Annotated in this window: 17 protein-coding genes; 11 read left to right on the forward strand and 6 right to left on the reverse strand. The window is 70.2% G+C overall.

Going from position 1 to position 21,182, the window contains the following annotated elements:
• Positions 1 to 124 precede the first annotated feature (124 nt).
• Genes VNR19_RS13965 through VNR19_RS13980 form a run of 4 tightly spaced genes read left to right on the forward strand, consistent with a single transcriptional unit; the run spans position 125 to position 5,284 of the window.
• Positions 125 to 1,672 (forward strand): ABC transporter substrate-binding protein, encoded by a 1,548-nt coding sequence (locus VNR19_RS13965; RefSeq protein ID WP_325727750.1) that lies wholly within the window; start codon positions 125 to 127, stop codon positions 1,670 to 1,672.
• The gene (locus tag VNR19_RS13970; protein ID WP_325727752.1) at positions 1,669 to 2,613 is read left to right on the forward strand and encodes an ABC transporter permease; all 945 of its coding nucleotides are present in this window, start codon (positions 1,669 to 1,671) and stop codon (positions 2,611 to 2,613) included. Before VNR19_RS13965 ends, VNR19_RS13970 begins: the two co-directional genes overlap by 4 nt.
• The gene (locus VNR19_RS13975; RefSeq protein ID WP_325727754.1) at positions 2,610 to 4,406 is read left to right on the forward strand and encodes a dipeptide/oligopeptide/nickel ABC transporter permease/ATP-binding protein; all 1,797 of its coding nucleotides are present in this window, start codon (positions 2,610 to 2,612) and stop codon (positions 4,404 to 4,406) included. Before VNR19_RS13970 ends, VNR19_RS13975 begins: the two co-directional genes overlap by 4 nt.
• Entirely contained in the window at positions 4,403 to 5,284 is an 882-nt protein-coding gene (locus VNR19_RS13980) for an ABC transporter ATP-binding protein (protein WP_325727756.1), read from the forward strand. Before VNR19_RS13975 ends, VNR19_RS13980 begins: the two co-directional genes overlap by 4 nt.
• 81 nt (positions 5,285 to 5,365) lie before the next feature.
• Here the strand turns inward: VNR19_RS13980 and VNR19_RS13985 are convergent, their stop codons facing one another.
• The 3 genes from VNR19_RS13985 to VNR19_RS13995 are packed head-to-tail and all read right to left on the reverse strand — an operon-like array spanning position 5,366 to position 6,923.
• Positions 5,366 to 5,506, reverse strand: coding sequence for a hypothetical protein (locus VNR19_RS13985; RefSeq protein ID WP_325727758.1), 141 nt, complete (start codon positions 5,504 to 5,506; stop codon positions 5,366 to 5,368).
• A complete protein-coding gene (locus tag VNR19_RS13990) occupies positions 5,503 to 6,075 on the reverse strand; it encodes a YdeI/OmpD-associated family protein (protein WP_325727760.1) in 573 nt (190 codons plus the stop codon). Before VNR19_RS13990 ends, VNR19_RS13985 begins: the two co-directional genes overlap by 4 nt.
• A gap of 38 nt (positions 6,076 to 6,113) precedes the next feature.
• Positions 6,114 to 6,923, reverse strand: coding sequence for an HAD-IIA family hydrolase (locus VNR19_RS13995; RefSeq protein WP_325727762.1), 810 nt, complete (start codon positions 6,921 to 6,923; stop codon positions 6,114 to 6,116).
• Between the two features lie 73 nt (positions 6,924 to 6,996).
• On the opposite strand from VNR19_RS13995, the gene VNR19_RS14000 reads away from it, so the two are divergent.
• Positions 6,997 to 7,962, forward strand: a complete 966-nt coding sequence (locus tag VNR19_RS14000) for an SDR family NAD(P)-dependent oxidoreductase (RefSeq protein WP_325727764.1) — start codon at positions 6,997 to 6,999, stop codon at positions 7,960 to 7,962.
• A gap of 31 nt (positions 7,963 to 7,993) precedes the next feature.
• Here the strand turns inward: VNR19_RS14000 and VNR19_RS14005 are convergent, their stop codons facing one another.
• A complete protein-coding gene (locus VNR19_RS14005) occupies positions 7,994 to 8,629 on the reverse strand; it encodes a metal-dependent transcriptional regulator (RefSeq protein ID WP_325727766.1) in 636 nt (211 codons plus the stop codon).
• Between the two features lie 33 nt (positions 8,630 to 8,662).
• Positions 8,663 to 10,039: an Nramp family divalent metal transporter gene (locus VNR19_RS14010; RefSeq protein WP_325727768.1), complete on the reverse strand. Its 1,377-nt coding sequence runs from the start codon at positions 10,037 to 10,039 to the stop codon at positions 8,663 to 8,665.
• A gap of 144 nt (positions 10,040 to 10,183) precedes the next feature.
• Between VNR19_RS14010 and VNR19_RS14015 the strand changes: the two genes are divergently transcribed.
• Positions 10,184 to 10,861 (forward strand): TrmH family RNA methyltransferase, encoded by a 678-nt coding sequence (locus tag VNR19_RS14015; protein WP_325727770.1) that lies wholly within the window; start codon positions 10,184 to 10,186, stop codon positions 10,859 to 10,861.
• A 21-nt stretch (positions 10,862 to 10,882) separates the two neighbouring features.
• On the opposite strand, the gene VNR19_RS14020 is transcribed toward VNR19_RS14015, so the two are convergent.
• Positions 10,883 to 12,208: an MATE family efflux transporter gene (locus VNR19_RS14020; protein ID WP_325727772.1), complete on the reverse strand. Its 1,326-nt coding sequence runs from the start codon at positions 12,206 to 12,208 to the stop codon at positions 10,883 to 10,885.
• A gap of 126 nt (positions 12,209 to 12,334) precedes the next feature.
• Between VNR19_RS14020 and VNR19_RS14025 the strand changes: the two genes are divergently transcribed.
• The 5 genes from VNR19_RS14025 (at position 12,335) to VNR19_RS14045 (ending at position 21,180) form a co-directional block, all read left to right on the forward strand.
• The gene (locus tag VNR19_RS14025) at positions 12,335 to 14,137 is read left to right on the forward strand and encodes a lipase family protein (RefSeq protein ID WP_325727774.1); all 1,803 of its coding nucleotides are present in this window, start codon (positions 12,335 to 12,337) and stop codon (positions 14,135 to 14,137) included.
• Positions 14,138 to 14,180: 43 nt separating this feature from the next.
• Positions 14,181 to 16,157 (forward strand): M13 family metallopeptidase, encoded by a 1,977-nt coding sequence (locus VNR19_RS14030; protein WP_325727775.1) that lies wholly within the window; start codon positions 14,181 to 14,183, stop codon positions 16,155 to 16,157.
• 228 nt (positions 16,158 to 16,385) lie between these two features.
• Entirely contained in the window at positions 16,386 to 17,327 is a 942-nt protein-coding gene (locus tag VNR19_RS14035; protein WP_325727829.1) for a serine hydrolase, read from the forward strand.
• Positions 17,328 to 17,471: 144 nt separating this feature from the next.
• The gene (locus VNR19_RS14040; RefSeq protein ID WP_325727776.1) at positions 17,472 to 20,090 is read left to right on the forward strand and encodes an alpha/beta fold hydrolase; all 2,619 of its coding nucleotides are present in this window, start codon (positions 17,472 to 17,474) and stop codon (positions 20,088 to 20,090) included.
• A gap of 187 nt (positions 20,091 to 20,277) precedes the next feature.
• A complete protein-coding gene (locus VNR19_RS14045; protein ID WP_325727778.1) occupies positions 20,278 to 21,180 on the forward strand; it encodes a transporter substrate-binding domain-containing protein in 903 nt (300 codons plus the stop codon).
• Positions 21,181 to 21,182: the final 2 nt, after the last annotated feature.

Here is a 21,182-nt window from a genome sequence, read left to right on the forward strand (position 1 = left end):
AAGTATTGCGAAATGTGAACTTCGCTATTAGCGTGACCTCTGAGGCAGTGACCCTGAAACTCGCCTCTCTCACAATCCCGGTACAAGCGAGAGCCCCCGCTCTCGTAGACGACAAGGAAGTCACATGTCCCGAACATGGCGCCTCGTGGGAGCGGCGGCCGCGACCGCTCTGAGCCTCGGAATGCTGTCGGCGTGCGCGCCGGCATCCGGTGAATCCGGACCCACCGCCGATGGCGATGCCGGAACGCTCGCCCTCTACTCGTTCATCGAACCCTCGAGCTGGGATCCCGCGTCCTTCGGTGAGAGCCCCTACCTGCCGTACGCGCTCGCGGTGTACGACTCGCTGTTCGTGCTCGACGAGAACGGCGAGGTGGCCCCCAAGCTCGCCACCGGCTACGAGTACAGCGACGACAAGACGCAGCTGACGCTGACGCTCCAGGAGGGTGTCACGTTCGACGACGGCACCCCCTTCGACGCGGCGGCCGTGAAGGCGAACGTCGAGCACTTCCAGGGCTACGCCACCCCCGCGGGGCCGCTGCTGCAGAACGTGGCGGAAGTCGAGATCGTCGACGACGCGACCGTCGTGCTGCACCTGTCGCAGCCCGACCCCGGCCTGCTCTTCTCGCTCACTCAGGCCGCCGGTCTCATGGGCAACCCGAACACGCTCGGCACCGACGAGATCGCCAAGGAGCCCGACGGCACCGGGCCCTACGAGCTCGACACCGAGCGCACCGTCGTCGGCTCGCAGTACACCTTCCAGCGCAACGACGATTACTGGGACCAGGAGTACCCCTACTCGACCGTCACCTACACGCTGTTCCCCGATGAGGTCGCGAGGCTCAACGCGTTCAAGGCCGGCCAGATCGACTACGCGCATACGACGACCGCGTCGGCCGCGATCGACACGACTCGCGCCGTCGCCGGCTCCGAGATGCAGGAGACGTCGGTCACGTGGGAGGGTCTCTTCTTCTTCGATCGCGACGGCGTGCTGCAGCCCGAGCTCGCCGACCCCCGCGTGCGCGAGGCCCTCGCGATCGCCATCGACGCGGACGCGATGATCGAGGCCATCCGCGGCGGCTACGGTGAGGCGACGAACCAGATCTTCTCGCCGACGATGGACGCCTACGTCGAGGCGTACGACCACGCGTACGAGTACGACCCCGAGCGTGCGAAGCAGCTGCTGGCCGAGGCCGGATACCCCGACGGCTTCACGATCCCGTGGCCGCGGACCGGCTCGATCCTGCCCGAGATCTACACCGCGATCTCGCAGTACTGGAGCGAGATCGGAGTCACGACGCAGGACGTGCAGTGGGCGCCCGGCGAGGCGTCGCAGTCGATCATGGCGGGCGACTACGGGCTCGTGTACTTCTCGAACCTGGAGCTGCTCGACACGTGGTCGGTCATCCAGCTGTCGGTCGCGCCGAACTCGCAGTACAACCCGTTCCACTCGCAGACACCCGAGCTCGACGAGCTCATCGCGGCCCTGCAGACAGCGTCCGACGAGGAGTCTGCGGAGGCTGCTCAGGCCGTCAACGAGTACCTCGTCGAGAACTTCTGGTACGCGCCGCTGTACCGCCCCGCGCTGTTCTACCTGACGGTGTCCGACGTGGACCTCACGGTCCTGCCGGGCTACATCCAGCCGCCCATCTGGGCCTTCCAGCCGGCGAAGTGAGCGTCGTACTCCTCAGGCGCGCGATCTCGGGGATCGTCCTGGTCCTCGTGATCTCGTTCCTCGCGCAGCTGCTCGTGCTCCCGGGCATCGACAACATCGCGCGCAACGTCCTCGGAGAGCTCGCGAGCGAGCAGCAGGTCGCGCAGAAGGCCCACGAGCTCGGCCTCGACCGGCCGTTCTTCGTGCGGTACTTCGACTGGCTCACGAGCGCTCTGCAGGGCGACCTCGGCTCGTCGTACTACACGACCCAGTCGGTGGCGGACGCCATCGCGTCGCGGCTGCCGGTGACGCTGTCGCTCGTGATCCTCGTGACCGCGCTGACCGGCCTGATCGCGTTCGCGCTCGGTATCGTCGCCGCGGTGAATCGGGGGTGGGTCGACCGGATGCTGCAGGTGCTGGTCGTCGTCGCCGACGCGCTCCCCGCCTTCGTCATCGCGATGCTGCTCGCGACGGTGTTCGCCGTGCAGCTCAAGTGGTTCCCCGCGACCGGCTACGTGCCGCTGTGGGAGTCGCCGATCGGGTGGGCGGCGTCGCTCGTGCTGCCGGTGGCCGCCATGACGGTGTCGGGCGTCGTGGGCGTGTCGCAGCTCGTTCGGTCGTCGGCCATCACCGTCCTGCGCAGCGACTACTTCCGCACGCGGCGCAGCCGCGGTCTCTCCAACGGCTACCTGCTCGTGACGACGGTGCTCCGCAACTCCGCGACGCCGGGCATGGCGGCGCTCGCGGTGCAGGTCGTCGGCCTGCTCGGGGCATCCGTCGTCATCGAGGTCGTGTTCGCCCTTCCCGGCCTCGGCTCGCTGGCCGTGCAGGCGGCCCTCCGGTCCGACATCCCCATGATCCTGGGCGTGCTCATGGTCTACGTCGTCGTCGTGGTGGTCGTGAACCTCCTCGTCGACCTCCTGATCGCCTGGGTCAATCCGAAGGTGAGGCTGCGCGCATGACCGTGCAGGAGAACGTCGCGATCCCGCGCACCGGCGTCGTTCGGCGGCTGTTCGCCAACCCGTTCGGAGCGGGATCCGCCGTCGCGATCGGACTGATCGTGCTCATCGCCGTGATCGCCCCGCTGCTGCCGCTGCCGTCGCCGAACGCCGGCGACCTCTCGAGCGCGATGCAGGGCCCCGGGCCCGAGCACTGGCTCGGGACGGACACCACCGGGCGCGACATCCTCAGTCGCCTGATCTGGGGCGCGCGCGTCAACCTGCTCGGTGCGGCGCTCGCGGTGTTCGTGGCACTGGTGCTCGGCGTGCCGCTCGGCATCGCCGCGGGCTACTACCGCGGCTGGGTCGACTCCGCCGCGGGGTGGATCAACGACCTCGTGATGGCGCTGCCGGGCATCATCGTCCTCCTCGCGGTGAGCGCCGTCATCGGCCCCTCGATCTGGACCGCGATGGCCATCTTCGGCGTGATGCTCGCGCCCGCGTACTTCCGCATCGTGCGCGCTTCGGTGCTCGCGGTCCGCGGCGAGCTCTACGTCGACGCAGCCGTCGTCGCCGGACTGTCGGATGCCCGCATCCTGTCGCGCCACGTCGTCGCGGTCGTGCGCGCGCCGCTGCTCATCCAGGGCGCGCGGCTCGCGGTCATCGCCATCGCGATCCAGGCCGGCCTCGAGTTCCTCGGCATCGGCGACGTGAGCGTGCCGTCCTGGGGCGGGATGCTCAACGAGGGCTTCCGCCGCATCTACGACACCCCGCTGCTGATCGTGTGGCCGAGCCTCGCGATCGGAATCGTCAGCATGGCTTTCGTGCTCTTCGCGAACGCGCTGCGCGACGCGCTGGAGGAGCGGACGGTCGTCGCGCGCACGCGGCGACCGCGACGACGCCCCGCGAAGGCCGCGGACGGCCGCGCGCCCGCACAGGTGGTGGAGCGGTCGCCGGCCGGCGCACCGCGGCACGCCGGGGAGCCTGCACCGCTGCTCGGCATCTCGGACCTGCGGATCGCCTACGGCTACCGGACGGGCGACATCGAGGTCGTGCACGGCATCTCGCTCGACATCCGTGCCGGCGAGGTGATGGGGCTGGTGGGCGAGTCGGGCTCGGGCAAGTCCCAGACAGCGCTCGCGACGCTCGGTCTGCTGCCCGAGGGCGGCCGCGTCACGGCCGGCTCGATCCGGTTCGACGGGATCGAGCTGACGGATGCCGGCGAGAGGACGTACGAGCGGCTCCGCGGCTCGGAGATCGCCTACGTCCCACAGGAGCCCATCACGAACCTCGACCCGACGTTCACGATCGGCAGCCAGCTCGTCGTCCCGATGCGGAAGAAGCTCGGGCTGTCGCGAGCCGAGGCGCGCGAGCGCGCGCTCGAGCTGCTCCGACAGGTCGGCATCGTCGACCCTGAGCGCGTCTTCTCGTCGTACTCGTTCCAGCTGTCGGGCGGAATGGCGCAGCGCGTGCTCATTGCGGGAGCGGTGTCGTGCAGTCCGCGCCTCCTCATCGCGGATGAGCCCACGACGGCGCTCGACGTCACCGTCCAGGCCGAAGTGCTCGACGTGCTGCGCGGACTGCAGCGCGAGACGGGCATGGCGATGCTCATGGTGACGCACAACTTCGGAGTCGTCGCCGACATCTGCGACCGCGTCGCGGTGATGTGCCAGGGCGAGATCGTCGAGACAGGTGACGTGCGATCGGTTCTCGGCGACCCGCGGCACGATTACACGCGCTCGCTCCTGGACGCGATGCTGAGCGAGTCTGTCGTGCGCGACGACCTCGACGCGCGCGGGAAGGAGGTTCTGACGTGACGACCTTGACAGCTCCCACCGCGTCGACGACCGCCGTCGCCGACGAGCCCCTGCTGCGCGTGACGGACCTCTCAGTCGGCTACCCGTCGGGGCCGCGTCGCACCCTCACTCCCGTCGTCCACGACGTGAGCTTCGACGTCTCCGAGGGGCGCACACTCGGCCTCGTGGGCGAGTCCGGCTCGGGCAAGTCGACGATCGGACGCGCCATCCTCGGCCTCGTGCAGCCGCAGAGCGGGTCGATCCGGTTCGCCGGACGCGAGATCTCCGGCCTGTCGCGCCGACAGCGCCGCCCGCTCGCGCGCGAGATCCAGGTGATCTTCCAGGACCCGTACTCGTCGCTCAACCCGGCGATGCAGATCCAGGACATCCTCGCCGAACCGCTCATCGCACAGGGGCGCTCGCTGCGCGATGCGCGCGCTCATGTGCGGAGTCTGCTCGACGCGGTCCACCTGCCCTCGGATGCCGCGCGTCGCGTTCCGAGCGAGTTCTCGGGCGGCCAGCGGCAGCGGGTCGCGATCGCGCGGAGCCTCGCGACGGACCCGCGGCTCATCGTGTGCGACGAACCGGTGTCGGGGCTCGACCTCAAGACGCAGGCGCGCGTGCTCGACCTGCTCATCGAGCTGCAGCAGCGCACCGGCGTCGCGTTCCTGTTCGTGTCGCACGACCTCAGCGTGATCCGCCACATCAGCCACGACGTCATGGTGCTGCTGCGCGGACGGACCGTCGAATCCGGCAGCGTTCGCGAGGTGACGGAGAATCCGCGCGACGACTACGTGCGCCGTCTGTTCATGTCGTCACCGGTCAGCGACCCCGACGAGCAGGCGCGGCGACGCGCGGCGTTGCGCGAGCTCCCACCCGTCACCACGCCCGGCGGCTGACCGTGTTCCGTCTCGCTCGACGATCGGGGAGATGGTCCTCGCGCACCCGGTCGCCGAGCGGGCCGACGGCGGGACGAAGCGTCAGTCGCCGAGGCTGTCGTCGTCGCGATCCCGCTTCTTCCCGTACCGGCGCACGTACGAGACGATCCACACCACGAGCGTGCCCGCGAGGATCACCACCGTCACGCCGTAGAGGAGAGCCTGGTCGAACTGACTGATCACGGGCGCCTGCCCTCCGCGGCATCCGCCACGATCTTCGCGATGCGCGCCGCGCGCGTCTCGGGCCTGCGGGCCATGTCGACGGCGGCGATGCCCTGCTTGCGTGCCGACGGAGGGAAGGAGTCCCACTCGGCGCGCGCGGCGGGATCCGCGTCGAGTGCCGCCGCGAAGTCGTCGGGCTCCCGCAGGGCCTCGGCATTGTCGTAGACCGTCCACATGCCGTTCCGCTTCGCGATCTCGATCGCACGGATGCCGGCCGGCGCCAGCAGCCCGGCTGCTTCCAGCTTCGCGACGCGCCCCTTGTTCGACGCCGCCCAGCCGCTCAGGGGGCGCCGCGGCGCGAACCACAGACCGCCGCGCTGCTCGTCGAACGTGCGCACGGGGCCGTCGATCCAGCCGAAGCACAGTGCCTGCAGGATCGCGTCTTCGTACTCGACGAACGTCAGGCCGGAGCCGGGCCGCGCGCGCACGAGCCATGCGCCCTTAGACGTGGTGTGGTTCTCTTCGAGCCACGCGCGCCAGGTCGCCGCATCCGGAGCCTCGACGCGTTCGCCGTCGTCAAGTGCTCCCATGCCCCGACGATAGCGCGGGCCGCCGACACCGGGGCCGGTCAGATGCCCTCGGGAAGATCGCTCTCGATCGGCTCGCCCACGACGAGATCGGCGACCGAGTCGACCACCTCGTCGGGACGGAACGGGTACTTCTCGATCTCGGCGCGATCGCTGATGCCCGTGAGCACGAGCACGGTGTGGAGCCCCGCCTCGATGCCCGCGACGACGTCGGTGTCCATGCGGTCGCCGATCATGCCCGTCGTCTCGGAGTGCGCGCCGATGCGGTTCAGCGCCGAACGGAACATCATCGGGTTCGGCTTGCCGACGACGTACGGCTCCTTGCCGGTCGCCTTCGTGATGAGCGCCGCGAACGACCCGGTCGCGGGCACGACTCCGTACGGCGTGGGGCCCGTCGCATCCGGATTCGTGATGATGAACCGCGCACCCGCATTGATGAAGCGGATCGCCTTCGTGATCGCCTCGAACGAGTACTGCCGCGTCTCGCCGACGACGACGTAGTCGGGCTGCGTCTCGGTCATGATGTAGCCGGCCTCGTGCAGCGCCGTCGTCAAGCCCGCCTCGCCGATCACGTACGCGGTGCCGCCGGGCATCTGCGACCGGAGGAACTCGGCCGTCGCGAGGGCGGACGTCCAGATGCGGTCCTCCGGAACGTCGAGCCCCGAACGCGCGAGCCGTGCGCTCAGGTCGCGCGGCGTGAAGATCGGATTGTTCGTCAGGACGAGGAACGGCGTGCCCGTGTCGCGCCACTGCGCGAGCAGCTCCGCCGCCCCGAGGATCGGACGATTCTCGTGCACGAGAACGCCGTCCATGTCGGTCAGCCAGCACTCGATATCGGCCCGGGTCCGCATGCGCATAGCCTAGCGATGCCGAATGGTGGGGCATCCGTATCTCCGCCCTCGCAATGGGCCGTAGTCTTCACTCGTGAGTCGCGACGAGTGGAACCCCAGGGAGCTTCCCGACCTCGCCGACCACACGTATCTCGTGACCGGCTCGAACGCCGGATTGGGCTACTTCGCATCCGAGCAGCTCGCCCGCGCGGGTGCCCGCGTGATCATGACCGGACGCAATCCGAACCGGCTCGCGGCGGCGCGCGCGGCCGTGTATCGAAGGGTTCCGGATGCCGCGGCCCGCGCCGCGGTCGACACGATGATCCTCGACACGAGCAACCTCGGTTCGGTGCGCGCCGCCGCCGCGACGGTGCGCTCGCGCAAGCACCTCGACGGCCTGCTGCTCAATGCCGGGATCGTCCACACGCCGAAGGAGCGGCAGACGACGCTCGACGGGCACGAGCTCGTCTTCGCGACGAACGCGCTCGGGCATTTCGCGCTCGCGGGCGAGCTGCTCACGACGCTCGCCGCGTCGTCGGGGCGCATGGTGTGGGTCGGAAGCATGTCGACGTCGCTCACGCCGTACGACCCCGTCGATCCCGAGCTCGTCGACGACTACTCCGCGTGGCGCGCGTACGTGCAGTCGAAGACGGCGACCACGGCGCTCGGCCTCGAGGCGGACCGGCGTCTGCGCGACGCGGGCGTTCCCGTCGCGAGCGTCGTCGCGCATCCGGGCTACTCGACGAGCGGTCGCACGCCGGGGATCATCGGGGTCAACGAGCCGAGCCGGGTGAAGCGCTTCGTCGACAACCTCCAGGCCGCGATCGCCCAGTCGAAGGAGCACGGCGCGTGGTCGCTCGTGCGCGCCCTCGTCGATGCGTCGATCCAGGGCGGTGAGTTCTGGGGTCCGCGGTACATCACGCACGGCGAGCCGCGTCGCGCGAAGGCGTCGCGCCTCACGCGCAACCGCGAGATCGCCGAGCGTCTGTGGAGCGCGTGCGAGGACGCCACCGGCGTGCGCTGGCCGTTCGACCGCGCCGCGCGCGTGCGGAAGCGCTGACACTCCGGAGCCGCCCCGCGTGTGGTGCCGGTCAGGCCGTGAGCCACACCGCGTCGGCGGCGTCGGCGGGGAGGGAGACGTCGGTGTCGTCGATGCGGATGGCCGTCGCATCCGTCACCGTGATGATCGCCCCAACGACGACGCCCGCGTCCTCGAGGGCACGAAGCAGCGCCGGGTCGCGGTCGCTCACCCGCAGCACCCGGCCCTCGTGGCCGGCCGGCGCCTGCGAGAGGAGCACGAAGGGCTCGCGGTGGACGACGCCCGAGGCATCCGGAATCGCGTCGCCGTGCGGGTCGAACCGCGGATGCCCCAGCCGTTCGTCGATGCGCTCCAGCAGCCGGTCGCTGATCGAGTGCTCGAGGATCTCGGCCTCGTCGTGCACCTCGTCCCATGTGTAGCCGAACTCGCGCACGAGCCACGTCTCGATGAGGCGATGCCGTCGGATCACACTCGCCGCGCGCCGCTCGCCCGCCGGTGAAAGCGACACCGGGCCGTACGGGCGATGCGTCACGAGCCCCTGGGCCGCGAGCTTCTGCACCATCTCGGTCACGCTCGACGGAGCGAGCCCCAGCACCGCCGCGAGCTGCGACGGCGTGATGCGATCGTCCTGCCACTCGGTGTGGTGGTAGATCGTCTTGAGGTAGTCGTCGATGGCGGGGGACGGCACGGACTCAGGCTACCCGTCGCGGCACGGCCGGAATCATGACCCGGTGAGCACGAGCCACAGCAGCAATCCGTTGAGCACAATGAGGAACACGGATGCCGCGATACCCGCGACCGTCGTGACGACGCGGTTGCGGAAGCGGCCCAGCACGTCGAGCTTCGCCGTCAGGGCGACGAGCGGGATGAGCGCGAACGGGATCCCGAACGAAAGCACGACCTGGCTCAGCACGAGTGCGAGGGTCGGATCGACGCCGAATGCGAGGATGGCCAGCGCCGGGATCAGCGTCACGAGGCGCCTCGCGAGGAGAGGCACCCGGATGTGAAGCAGGCCGTGCATGATCTCCGCTCCCGCGTACGCGCCGACCGACGCGCTCGCGAGGCCGCTTGCGAGCAGGCCCACTGCGAACAACGTCGCGACCGCGGGGCCGATGCCGCCGGCCAGGGCCGCATAGGCGCCTTCGAGGGTGTCGGTGCCGGGCACGCCGTCGAGGTTGGCGGCGGCGAGCAGCAGGATGCACAGGTTCACCGAGCCCGCGATAGCCATCGCGATCGTGACATCCCACTTCGTCGCGCGGAGGAGCCGCGTGGTGGAGATGCCGCGCAGGTCCTCCAGCGGCACGCCTCGCGCCGGCGCATCGGTCGCCGCTCGGCGGGCGGACGTCGGCGAAGCGAGTGGGTCGGGGTCGGCCGGCGCGAACCGGTCGCGCGCGAGCGCGCTGTGCGCATAGATCGCGTGCGGCATGATCGTCGCACCCAGGATCGACGCGGCGAGCAGCACCGAGCCGGTGCCCTCGAACCTCGGCACGAGGCCTCCGACGATGCCGACCGGATCGGGCGGGGCGACGAACACGCCGTACGTGAAGCCGAACGCGATGACGAGCACGAGCCCGATCACCACGAACTCGAACGGCTTCGCACCCTTGTGCGACTGCACGAGCAGCAGCCCGATCGAGACCGCGCCGGTGATGAGGCCGCCCCACAGCAGGGGCACGCCGAAAAGGAGGTAGAGCGCGACCGCGCCGCCGATCACCTCGGCGATGTCGGTGGCCATCGCGACGAGCTCCGCCTGCAGCCAGTATGCGCGCCGCCCCCACTTGTTGCGCAGACGCCGTCCGAGCGTCTCGGGGAGGCTGCGCCCCGTCACGATCCCGAGCTTCGCCGAAAGGTACTGGATGAGCCACGCCATGACGTTGCCGAGCACGACGACCCACACGAGCAGGTAGCCGTACCGGGCGCCCGCGGTCATGTTGCTCGCGACGTTGCCCGGATCGAGGTAAGCCACTCCTGCAACCAGAGCCGGCCCGATGAGCCAAGCGAGGCGGGGGATCGTCGGGCTCCGCCTCACGCCGACGTCGACCGCGCCTCGTCGCGCGCGTGTCGGCCGCGGGGAGTCGGAGGCGGCGGTTTTCGGCATGCCGAAACCATATCCGACTTTTCGGCATGCCGAAAAGAGGTTGGGCCGTCAAACCGTCGGGCTGGATCGCACAACCCGCGGGCGCCCGGGCGGAGAAGTGCCGATTAGCCCCGGCGCTTTCACATCCGCGCGTAATCTGGCCCGGTGACCGCCTCGCCCGAACACGCCACCGCGGCCGAATCCGAATCGGAACCCGAACCCGAACCCGAACCCGTCCTCCCGGTCGGCGTCGGACCATGGCCGGGCGGTCCGGCGGCGTGGCCCGACGACCCCCGTTACGATCGCGACCTGCTGGCGCACGGCGACCGCCGCAACGTCATCGACCGCTACCGCTACTGGACGGTCGACGCGATCGTCGCCGACCTCGACGAGCGGCGCCACGCGTTCCACGTCGCGATCGAGAACTGGCAGCACGACATGAACATCGGCTCGATCGTCCGCAGCGCGAACGCGTTCCTCGCGGCCGAGGTGCACATCATCGGGCGCCGCCGCTGGAATCGCCGCGGTGCGATGGTCACCGACCGATACCAGCACGTGCGGCACCACGAGGACGTCGCGTCGTTCAAGAAGTGGGCGGATGCCGCATCCATCCCCATCATCGCCGTCGACAATGTGGAGGGATCGGTGCCCGTCGACCGCGCCGAGCTCCCGGAGCGGTGCGCGTTCCTCTTCGGGCAGGAGGGGCCGGGGCTGTCGCCGGAGGCGCTCGAGGCTGCGGCGTCCGTCGTCGAGATCACGCAATACGGCTCGACGCGGTCGATCAACGCGAGCGCGGCCGCGGCGGTCGTCATGTACGAGTGGTGCCGCCGCTGGGCGCACTGAACCGCGACGCCGCCCGCGTGATCAGCCGGCGGCGGTCATCCACTCCGGCCGCAGCACGCGCCAGCCGAGCGTCGCGAGGCGCGCGAGCATGTACACGCCGAAGAAGGCGACCGCGAGCCACGCGAGTCCCGCCGCACCCGTCGGGTGCAGGAGCGCGAGCCCCACGAGCGCCGGGAGGAACGGCACGAGGTTCAGCGCCCCCGCGATCGCGAGGTAGCGGGCGTCGCCGGCGCCGATGAGCACGCCGTCGAGCACGAACACGATGCCGCACACCGGCTGCGCGACGGCGAGCACGATGAGCGCGGGCTGTACGAGGGCGGCCACGGCCGGGTCGCCCGTGAACACGAGGCCGATGAGCCCCGAGAAGCCGCCGATGAGCGCGCCGACGAGCACGCCGAACCACGCGCCCCACGCGACCGTGCGGCCGAGCACTCGGCGCACGAACGGCTCGTCCTGCGCACCCAGCCCCTTGCCGATGAGCGCCTGCGCGGCGATGGCGAGGGCGTCGAGCGCGAACGCCGCCGTCGAGAAGATCGTGAACGCGACCTGCCAGCCCGCGAGCTCCTCGGTGCCGAGCATCGTGGCGACGGCGACCGTCGCGAGCAGGGCGAGCCGCAGCGAGAACGTGCGCAGGAAGAGCCAGCCGCCGGATCGCGCCGATCCGCGGACGCCGTCACGCTGGGGCAGGACGGATGCCTCGTGCTCCCGTGCGAGTCGCCCGATCACGACCGCGTACGCGGCCACCATGCCCCACTGCGCGAGGACGGTGCCGAACGCCGAACCCGCGATGCCCCATCCGAGCCCGTAGATGAAGAGCCAATTGAGGAGCGCGTTCGCCGCGAAGCCGATGCCCGCGATCCACAGGGGTGTCACGGTGTCCTGCATGCCGCGCAGGAGCCCCGTCGCGGCGAACACGATGAGCATGGCCGGCAGGCCCCACATCGAGATTCCGAGGTATGTGACGGCGTCGGCGGCGACCTCGGGGCCCGCCTGGAACAGCCCGATGAGCAGCGGGGTCGCGAGGTAGCCGGCGATCGCGAGGAGTGCGCCGAGACCGAGCGCGAGCCACAGCCCGTCGATGCCGACCGACACGGCGCGCGACGGATCGCCGGCGCCGAACCGGCGCGCGACGGCCGGCGTGGTCGAGTACGCGAGGAACACCATGAGCCCGACGATCGTCTGCAGCACCGCGGATGCGATGCCGAGCGCCGCGAGCGGCACGACGCCGAGGTGGCCGACGAGCGCCGAGTCGACGATGAGGAAGAGCGGCTCGGCCACGAGCGACCCGAGCGCGGGCACCGCGAGGTGCAGGATCGCGCGGTTCAGCGTCGCGGGTCGGGTCGTCACGCGTCGAGCCTAGAGCGGGCCGGGGACGCCGCGGCTCGCCGCCGCGCGAGCCTTCGAGGCATCCCGGGGCGCCGGTCGATAGGTTCGAAGAGTCCGTGCTCGCCTGAGTCTCGCCCGGGGGAAGAGATGGATCTGACCGCACGCCTGCGCCGATGGTTCGAGCGATTGCCCGCATGGGTGCGGGTGGCCGTCGGGATCGTGGCCGTCGCGCTCGGCGCCGTCATCGTGCTGCGCCCCACGACATCGCTCGGCGTGCTCGCGCTGCTCATCGGTGCGGGCCTCGTCCTCGCGGGCGTGCTCACGTTGACGGGAGGCGGCGAGGCGGAGCCGACGGGGTCGCCGTCGCGCTGGCGTGGTCTGCTCGCGGCGATGTGGATCATCGCGGGCGTCTTCGTGCTCGCGTGGCCCGGGCTGACGGTGCGGGTGCTCGCGCTCGTCGTCGGGATCGCGCTGATCGTGAACGGCGTCGCGTCGCTGCTCGCCGCGTTCCGCAGGGGCGTGACGCCCGATGCCCGCGTGGCGTCCGGGGCCTTCGGCCTCGCGGGGCTCGGCTTCGGCGTGCTCGCGCTCGCGTGGCCCGACATCACGCTTCTGGTCGTCGCGATCGTGTTCGGCGCGCGCCTCATCATGTCGGGCGTGGCCGAGGTATGGCTCACCGTTCGGCATCGTCCTCGCCACCAGACGGGGGCGGGCGAGCCGGATGCCCGCCCGAGCGTGCTGCGACGGTGGGTCCGCACGGTCGCTGCGGTACTCGCCCTCGTGCTGGCGGGGGCGGCCGCATCCGTCAGTCTGTCGATTCGCGCGGGGAGTCCCGTCGTCGACGACTTCTATGCGGCGCCGCGCACGGTGCCCGACGAGCCGGGACAGCTCATCCGCGCCGAGCCCTTCACGCGCGGCGTGCCGCAGGACGCGCTCGCGTGGCGGATGCTCTACACGACGACGAACCAGGACGGTCGCTCCGCGATCTCGAGCGGCATCGTCGTCGTTCCTCGCGAGGGCGAGGGCGACTGGCCGGTGATCGACTGGGCGCACGGGACGACCGGCGTCGCGCAGCACTGCGCGCCGTCCCTGTCGCCGCAGCCGTTCGAGTCGGGCGCGCTGTTCGTGCTGCCCGACGTGATCGCGAACGGGTGGGCGCTCGTGGCGACGGACTACATCGGGCTGGGCACCGAGGGGCCGCATCCGTATCTCGTCGGCGAGCCGACCGGCCACGCCGTGCTCGACGCCGTGCGCGCCGCGCGGCAGCTCGACGAAGCGCGCCTCGGCGACCAGACGGTCGTGTGGGGCCACTCGCAGGGCGGCGGCGCGGCCCTCTGGACGGGGGTGCTCGGCGACGAGTACGCGCCGGACGTGCCCCTCGACGGGGTGGCTGCGCTCGCGCCGGCCGCCGACCTCAGGGGTCTCGCGAACGACCTCCCGCACCTGACCGGCGGAAGCCTCATCATGTCGTTCGTGATCGACGCGTACGCGCACGTCTTCGACGACATCACCTACCGCGAGTACGTCCGCCCGGGCGCCGAGGCGACCGTGCGCGAGATGGCCACGCGCTGCTTCGCCGATCCCGCGACCGCTGTCTCGGTGCTGGATCTGATGGGGCTCTCGAACGACCCCGACATCCTCGCCGCGGATCCCACGGGCGGACCGCTCGGGACGCGCCTCGTCGACAACACCCCGCCGGCCGAGATCACCGCACCGCTGCTGATCGGGCAGGGCGCCGCGGACGGGCTCATCCTCCCCGAGACGCAGGACGCCTACGTCGAGGGCCTGTGCGAGTCGGGGGTCCGGGTCGACTACCGGGTCTACGAGGGCCGCGATCACGTGCCTCTCGTGCAGCGGGACTCGCCACTGATCCCCGAGCTGCTCGTCTGGACGCAGTCGCGCTTCGCGGGCGACCCCGTCGCCGACGGCTGCGTGCGCAGCGGACCGTGAGCGCGCGGCATCCGTCCACACCGACGGGGCATATCCTGGACGGATGACCGACGCTGCCCGATCAGGTCTCGCTCTCGAAGAGCTGAGCGCCGACATCCGTCCGCAGGACGACCTCTTCCGCCACGTCAACGGCGCCTGGATCGAGCGCACCGAGATCCCCGACGACAAGGCTCGCTGGGGATCGTTCCATCTCATCGCCGAGCAGGCCGAGAAGGACGTGCACGCGATCATCGAGGAGGCGAGCTCGGCCGAGCCCGGCACCGAGACGCGCAAGATCGGCGACCTGTACACGAGCTTCATGGACACCGAGCGCATCGCCGAGCTCGGCGCGACGCCGATCGCCGACCAGCTCGCCCGCGTCGACGAGATCACCGACATCCCGTCGTTCCTGCGCACGCTCGGTGAGCTCGAGCGGGACGGCGTGAGCGGATTCGCGCACCTGTACGTCGAGCCCGACCCGGGCAACCCGCAGCGGTACCTGCCGTTCCTCATCCAGGGCGGCCTGTCGCTGCCCGACGAGAGCTATTACCGCCTCGAGAACTTCGGCGAGACGCGCATCGCGTTCCGCGCGCACGTCGAGCGCCTGCTCGAGCTGGCGGGGATCACGGATGCCTCGGCCGCCGCCGACCGCATCACGGCGCTCGAGACCGAGCTCGCGACCCACCATTGGGACAACGTGCGCAGCCGAGACGCCGTCGCGACCTACAACCTCAAGACGTGGGACGAGGTCAAGGCGCTCGCCGCCGTCGACCTGGAGCCGTGGCTCGAGGGCATGGCGCCCGGGCATCGCGACGCGTTCGCCGAGGTCGTCGTGTATCAGCCGAGCTTCCTCGAAGGGCTCGGGACGGTCCTCGTCGAGGAGCGCCTGGAGGACTGGAAGGCGTGGCTGCGGTTCAGCATCGTGCATGCGGCGGCCGCGTTCCTCTCGGACGAGTTCGTCGACGAGAACTTCTCGTTCTACGGCACGCAGCTCACCGGGGTGCCCGTCAACCGCGAGCGTTGGAAGCGCGGCGTGAGCCTCGTCGAGGCGGCGATGGGCGAGGCCGTCGGCAAGGTGTACGTCGAGCGGCACTTCCCGCCCGCCGCGAAGGCGGCGATGGATGAGCTCGTCGGCAACCTCGTCGAGGCTTACCGCGAGAGCATCTCGACGCTCGAGTGGATGAGCCCCGAGACGCGCGAACGCGCTCTGGCGAAGCTCGACGCGTTCACGCCGAAGATCGGCTACCCGGTCAAGTGGCGCGACTACTCGACGCTCGAGATCGACGCGACCGACCTCATCGGCAACGTGCGCCGCGCGCACATCTTCGAGCACGACCGCCAGCTCGACAAGGTCGGCAAGCCGATCGACCGCGATGAGTGGTTCATGACGCCGCAGACGGTCAACGCCTACTACAACCCGCTCATGAATGAGATCGTCTTCCCCGCGGCGATCCTGCAATACCCGTTCTTCGACGCGGAGCGCGACGCGGCGGCGAACTACGGCGGCATCGGCGCGGTCATCGGCCACGAGATCGGTCACGGCTTCGACGACCAGGGGAGCCGGTACGACGGCGACGGCTCATTGCGCGACTGGTGGACGGATGCCGACCGCGCCGCTTTCGAGGAGCGCACGAAGTCGCTCATCGCGCAGTACGACGGGCTCACGCCAGCGGGTCTGTCCGACGAGTACAAGGTCAACGGCGCGCTCACGATCGGCGAGAACATCGGCGACCTCGGCGGCCTGAGCATCGCGATCAAGGCGTACCGCCTGCACCTGGCGAAGAACGGCGAAGACCCCGGCGGCCCCGTCATCGACGGGTACACCGGGATCCAGCGGCTGCTTCTGAGCTGGGGCCAGATCTGGCAGCAGAAGGGCCGCGACGCCGAGACGATCCGGCTGCTGACGATCGACCCCCACTCGCCGAACGAGTTCCGCTGCAACCAGATCGTGCGCAACGTCGATGCCTTCTACGAGGCGTTCGACGTCAAGCCCGGAGACGCCCTGTGGCTCGACGAGAGCGAGCGCGTCACGATCTGGTGACGGACGGCGTGCCGACCCGAGGGCCGGCACGCCGCGGCGTAGACCTGGACCCCCGCCCGAACCCGACCCGAGACTCGATCCGCCCCCCGGATCCGGCCCGACCTCAAACTGAATATCGCCCCGTAACCGAACACCCCCGCAACCGAACATCGCCCCGCTGTACCTCGGCGTGCCCCCGCGCGCCGAGCCGACATCCGAAGAACCCCGGAAGGAACCCCGCTCATGGGCATGCCCCCTGAGCCCTTCGACACGGACGACCCGCCCAGAGACACCGGATCGCTGCGCAGCTCGCAACGAAGCAGCAGCAACAGCCGCCGGCTCCCGCGCCGCGCGGCGGCCCGCAAACCCGCGTTCGCGTCGACGTTGAAGGCGCTCGATGACCTCGCCGCACACGGTGCGCGCATCTCGGTGCGCATCACCGATCTCGACCGCGGCACCGCCGTACTGTCGGGCGACGACTTCGTCACCCTCCCCGTCGCCGGGCTCGGCGTCGTCCCGCTGCTGATCGAGGTGGCGGCCGCCTTCGAGGCGGGCACGCTCGATCCGCTCGAGATCATCGACCGTTCGACGGTCGAGCGCGTCGCCGTGGGGGGAGTGTGGCAGCACCTGATGGCGCCCGCGCTGCCGCTGTCCGACCTCGCGGTGCTCACCGCGTCGACGGGCGACGCGCTCGCGGCGAACGCGCTGCTCGCGCGCGTCGGCCTTCCCGCCGTGCGGCGGCGCATCGAGCTGCTGGGGCTCTCGCGCTCCGCGCTGCTCGATCGGTTCCGCGACGAGCGCGGCCCCGACGACGCGCCGCACTTCGCGCTGGGCTCGTCGCGCGAGCTGTCCGAGGTGTTCGCGGCGCTCGTCAACTCGCAGGCCGTCTCGCCCGGCGTGAGTGCGCAGGTCGCGGAGTGGCTGAGCCTCAACCACGACCTGTCGCTCGTGGCGTCCGCAACGGGCCTCGATCCGTTCTCGCACGAGAATGACGAGCACGGCCTGCTCTTCATCAACAAGACCGGTCGCGACAACGGCATCCGCGTCGAGGCCGGCGTACTCGCCGGGCCGCGCGCCGGGGTCTCGTACGCCCTGATCGTGTGCTTCGACGACCTGTCGATCATGCACCGGCTGCGCGTGCACGAGGCGTTCCGGATCCTCGGCACCGAGCTCATGGAATACGTCTTCTGACGCTTCGTCGCGACCCGACGGGGGATTGACCGCCTCCGCTGCCTCCGTTACATTCGCCCCCCAATAATATCAATCACATTGATATTACTGATCGTCGACGTCGACGGTCAGGGTTTCGGAGAGCGAGACGCGGAGGTCTTGGGTATGACGAATCCATTCAGAAGGAGGCGCTCCGGCGTCGCGACGGCGACCGTCGCAGCGGTCGCGGTGGCGGTGGTGCTCGCGGGATCGGCGCCTGCGGCGGCAGAGGATGAACGCGTGATCACGGGCTCGCTCCAGGACTCGACGCCGTTCCGGTTCATCGTCCCGGATGACTGGAACGGGACGGTCTTCGTCGACCTGGACTTCGGCCCCTCGGGTCCGATCGCACCCCACGTGCAGCACCTCCTGGACGACGGCGCCGCGTACGGCGGGACCACCCGCTCGGTCACCGGCTGGGACATCGCATCGGCGATCGACAATCAGATCGAGGCGCTGCGGCGCTTCGCCGGAGAGGTCGGCACGCCCGAGCGTGCGATCACGATGGGTGCGTCCATGGGCGGATTCGTCGCGGCCGGTGTCGCGCAGCGCTACCCGTCGCTGATCGACGGCGTCGTCTCGATGTGCGGTGGTCTGTCGGGCTCGGTCTCGCAGTGGAACCAGAAGCTCGACACCGTCTTCGTGCTCTCGAACCTGCTCGACCCCGAGGGCTCTCTCCCCGTTGTCGACATCCCCGCCGACGTGAACGGATCGGTCGACGCCTGGCGCGCGCGGCTCGCCGAGGCGCAGGCCACCCCCGAAGGGCGTGCACGCATCGCGCTCGCGGCGGCGATCGGTCAACTCCCCGCGTACTCGTCGTCGGCGCCTCGGCCCGAGCCGCGTGACGTCGAGGCGTACCAGGCGGGTTGGTACGGCGCCCTCTCGGGTGACGGACTGCCGTACATCGGGCAGGCGATGAGCAGTCGCCGCAGCATCGAGGCGCTCGTCGGCGGCAACCCGTCGTGGAACACCGGAATCGTGTACGCCGACCAGTTCCGAAAGCTCGCTCCCGACGCGCGCCGCGTCGTCGAGAAGCTGTACAAAGACGCAGGACTGTCGCTCGCCGACGACCTCGCCCAGGTCGACGCCGCGCCGAGGATCGAGGCCGATCCCGCGGCGGTCGAGCGCTTCGAGAAGGGCATCGAGTTCGACGGGAATCTCGAGGTGCCCGTCGTCACGCTGGTCAACATCGGCGACCAGATCTCGACGGTCGCGCAGCAGGAGGAGTACGAGCGCGTCGTCAAGAAGGCGGGCAACGCCGACCTGCTGCGGCAGACGTACGTCGACTCGGCCGGGCACTGCGCGTTCACGGCGGCCGAGCGCGTCGCCGCCGCCGAGCTGTTGCTGCATCGCCTCGACACCGGCAAGTGGCAGGGGCGCGAGAACCACCAGCGCATGAACGACGCGGCCCGCGCGCTCGGGCTCGGCGACGCGCGCTTCATCCCGTTCTCTCCTGACACGTTCAACCGCCCGTACACGGCCTCGCTCGAGCCGACGGTCGAGACGTGGGTCGGGCAGCTCGCGAACGGCACCGCCTACAACATCCACCTGCCGAGCGATTGGAGCGGCATCCTCGTGATGGACGCCGATCTGCGCCAGGCGAACGATCCGCGCGTGCGCTGGCTGATGGAGCAGGGCTACGCCGCGGCGACGCGCTCGCGCGACATCACGGACTGGGCGGTGGGCGCCGGTGCATCCGACCTCGTGGAGCTGAAGGGCACGTTCGTCGCGACGGTCGGTCGTGCGCCCACGACGACGATCGTCGCGGGAGGTTCGCTCGGGGGACTCGTCACGCGCGAGACCGTCGACACATATGGGGCGGAGTTCGACGGCGCCATCCCGATGTGCGGCGGCGGAGCGGGCCTCGTGGGCATGTGGAACCACCGCCTCGATGCCACGTGGGTGCTCGATGTGCTGGTCGGCGACGAGCCGATCGAGTTGGTCGACATCACCGACCAGACGGCGGCGGATGCCGCGCTCGCGGCCCTCGTCGACGAGGCGATGAGCACGCCCGAGGGTCGCGCGCGCGTCGCCCTCGCCGGCGCGATCGGTCACGTCTCGGGTTGGCCCGCCGGTGCGGAGCGGCCCGCGGCCGACGACTACGCCACGCAGCTCGACACGATCGCCGACAGCATCTCGATCATGCTGCTGCGACGGTCGGTGCTCGAGGCGACCGCGGGTGGGAACATCTCGTGGAACGTCGGCGTCGACTACCGCGCGCAGCTCGAGCAGTCGGGTCAGACCGATATCGTGCTCGCGCTGTACGACGCCGCGGGTCTCGACCTCGCGAGTGACCTCGAGGCTCTCGAGACCGCTCCGCGGGTCGAGGAGGATGCTGCGGCAGTCGCCTGGACCCACGAGAACGGCGTCTACAGCGGCGAGCTGCCGATCCCGGTGCTCGACATGTACACGGGATCGGACCCCCGGGCGGCCCTCAGCGAGATGAACGCGTATCGCGACGTGGTCGCGGCGGCGGGAAGCACCGACCGCCTGCGCCAGGTCGTCGTCGAGCGCTCGGGGCACTGCGCCTTCACCGCGGGTGAGTATGCGGCTGCGGTCGACGCTCTGCTCGAGCGGATCGACCGGCCGACGTGGGGCGCGATCGCGAAGCCGGGGAAGCTCAATCAGCGAGCGGCGGCGCTGCAGGCCGCGACATCGATCGACCTCGGCGGGGCGGCGTTCGTCGAGCCGGGCGAGGTTCCCGACTTCCCGCGCACCTTCGGCGAGGCATCGCCGATGCCCTGATCGAGGGTCGTCCTGACGGCGGGGCGGGGTGTGCGCGACGGGTTCGCACGCACCCCGCCTTTCGTCGTCCGGGACTTGTCGGCGTAGCATCCGAGGAAATAGTTGAAATTCTCAAACATCAACTTTTATGATGTTATTGCGGTGCTCGACCGACACCGCCTGATCTGCACGAAGATGTGGAGTTCTCATGCGTATCCGAACCAGCGCCACCCCCCTCGCCGCTGTCCTCGCTCTCGGCCTGCTCGCCGGCTGCTCGTCGGCCGCGCCGGGAGCAGAGCCCGAAGAGACGGATGCGGCGACCGACGCCCCCCTCTACGACCAGCTTCCCGACGCCATCAAGGAGGCCGGCGTCATCAAGATCGCCGGCGACACCCACCCGCCCTACCGCACGATCGAAGAGGGCGGTGAGATCACCGGCATCGACCCCGACCTGCAGGAGGCGCTGTCGGAGCAGCTCGGCGTGCCCTTCGAGATCATCACCGCGTCGGGCCTCGACGCGATGCTCACCGGCATGCTGTCCGGCCGCTTCGACGCGTTCAACGGGCCCGTGCGCGTGACCCCCGAGCGCCTGGAGGACTTCGACGCCGTCGTGTGGATGACCACGCGCACGTCGTACGTGTTCCTCGAAGAGCGCGCCGACGAGCTCGACGACCCCGAGGCCGTGTGCGGTGCGCGCGTGGCGGGCGTCACAGGCTCGGTCACCGAGAGCCAGCTCGCGCGCTACAACGAGTGGTGCGAGGCGGAGGGCCTCGAGCCCGCGGAGTTCATCGGCCTCGAGGACAGCAACGCGACCTTCCTCGCCGTCAACTCAGACCGCGCCGATTTCGCCGGCACGACCCAGTCGGCCGCGATCGACCTGCAGGCGAGCGACCCGGGACGGTACGGCTACCTCACCCAGTCGGACGAGCAGGGCGCCGGCATCGACCAGCTCGCGATCTTCATGCCGAAGGGCAACGGTCTCGCAGAGCCGATGCTCGCGGCCTTCGAGGCGATCTTCGAGAACGGCGAATACGACCGGATCATGTCGGAGTGGGGCATCGAGAACGCCGCCGTCGACGCTCCCGCTCTGAACCCCGACACCTCCAAGTGAGC

Origin of the sequence: Microbacterium sp. (assembly GCF_035556355.1) — a bacterium.
Classification (GTDB): Bacteria; Actinomycetota; Actinomycetes; order Actinomycetales; family Microbacteriaceae; genus Microbacterium.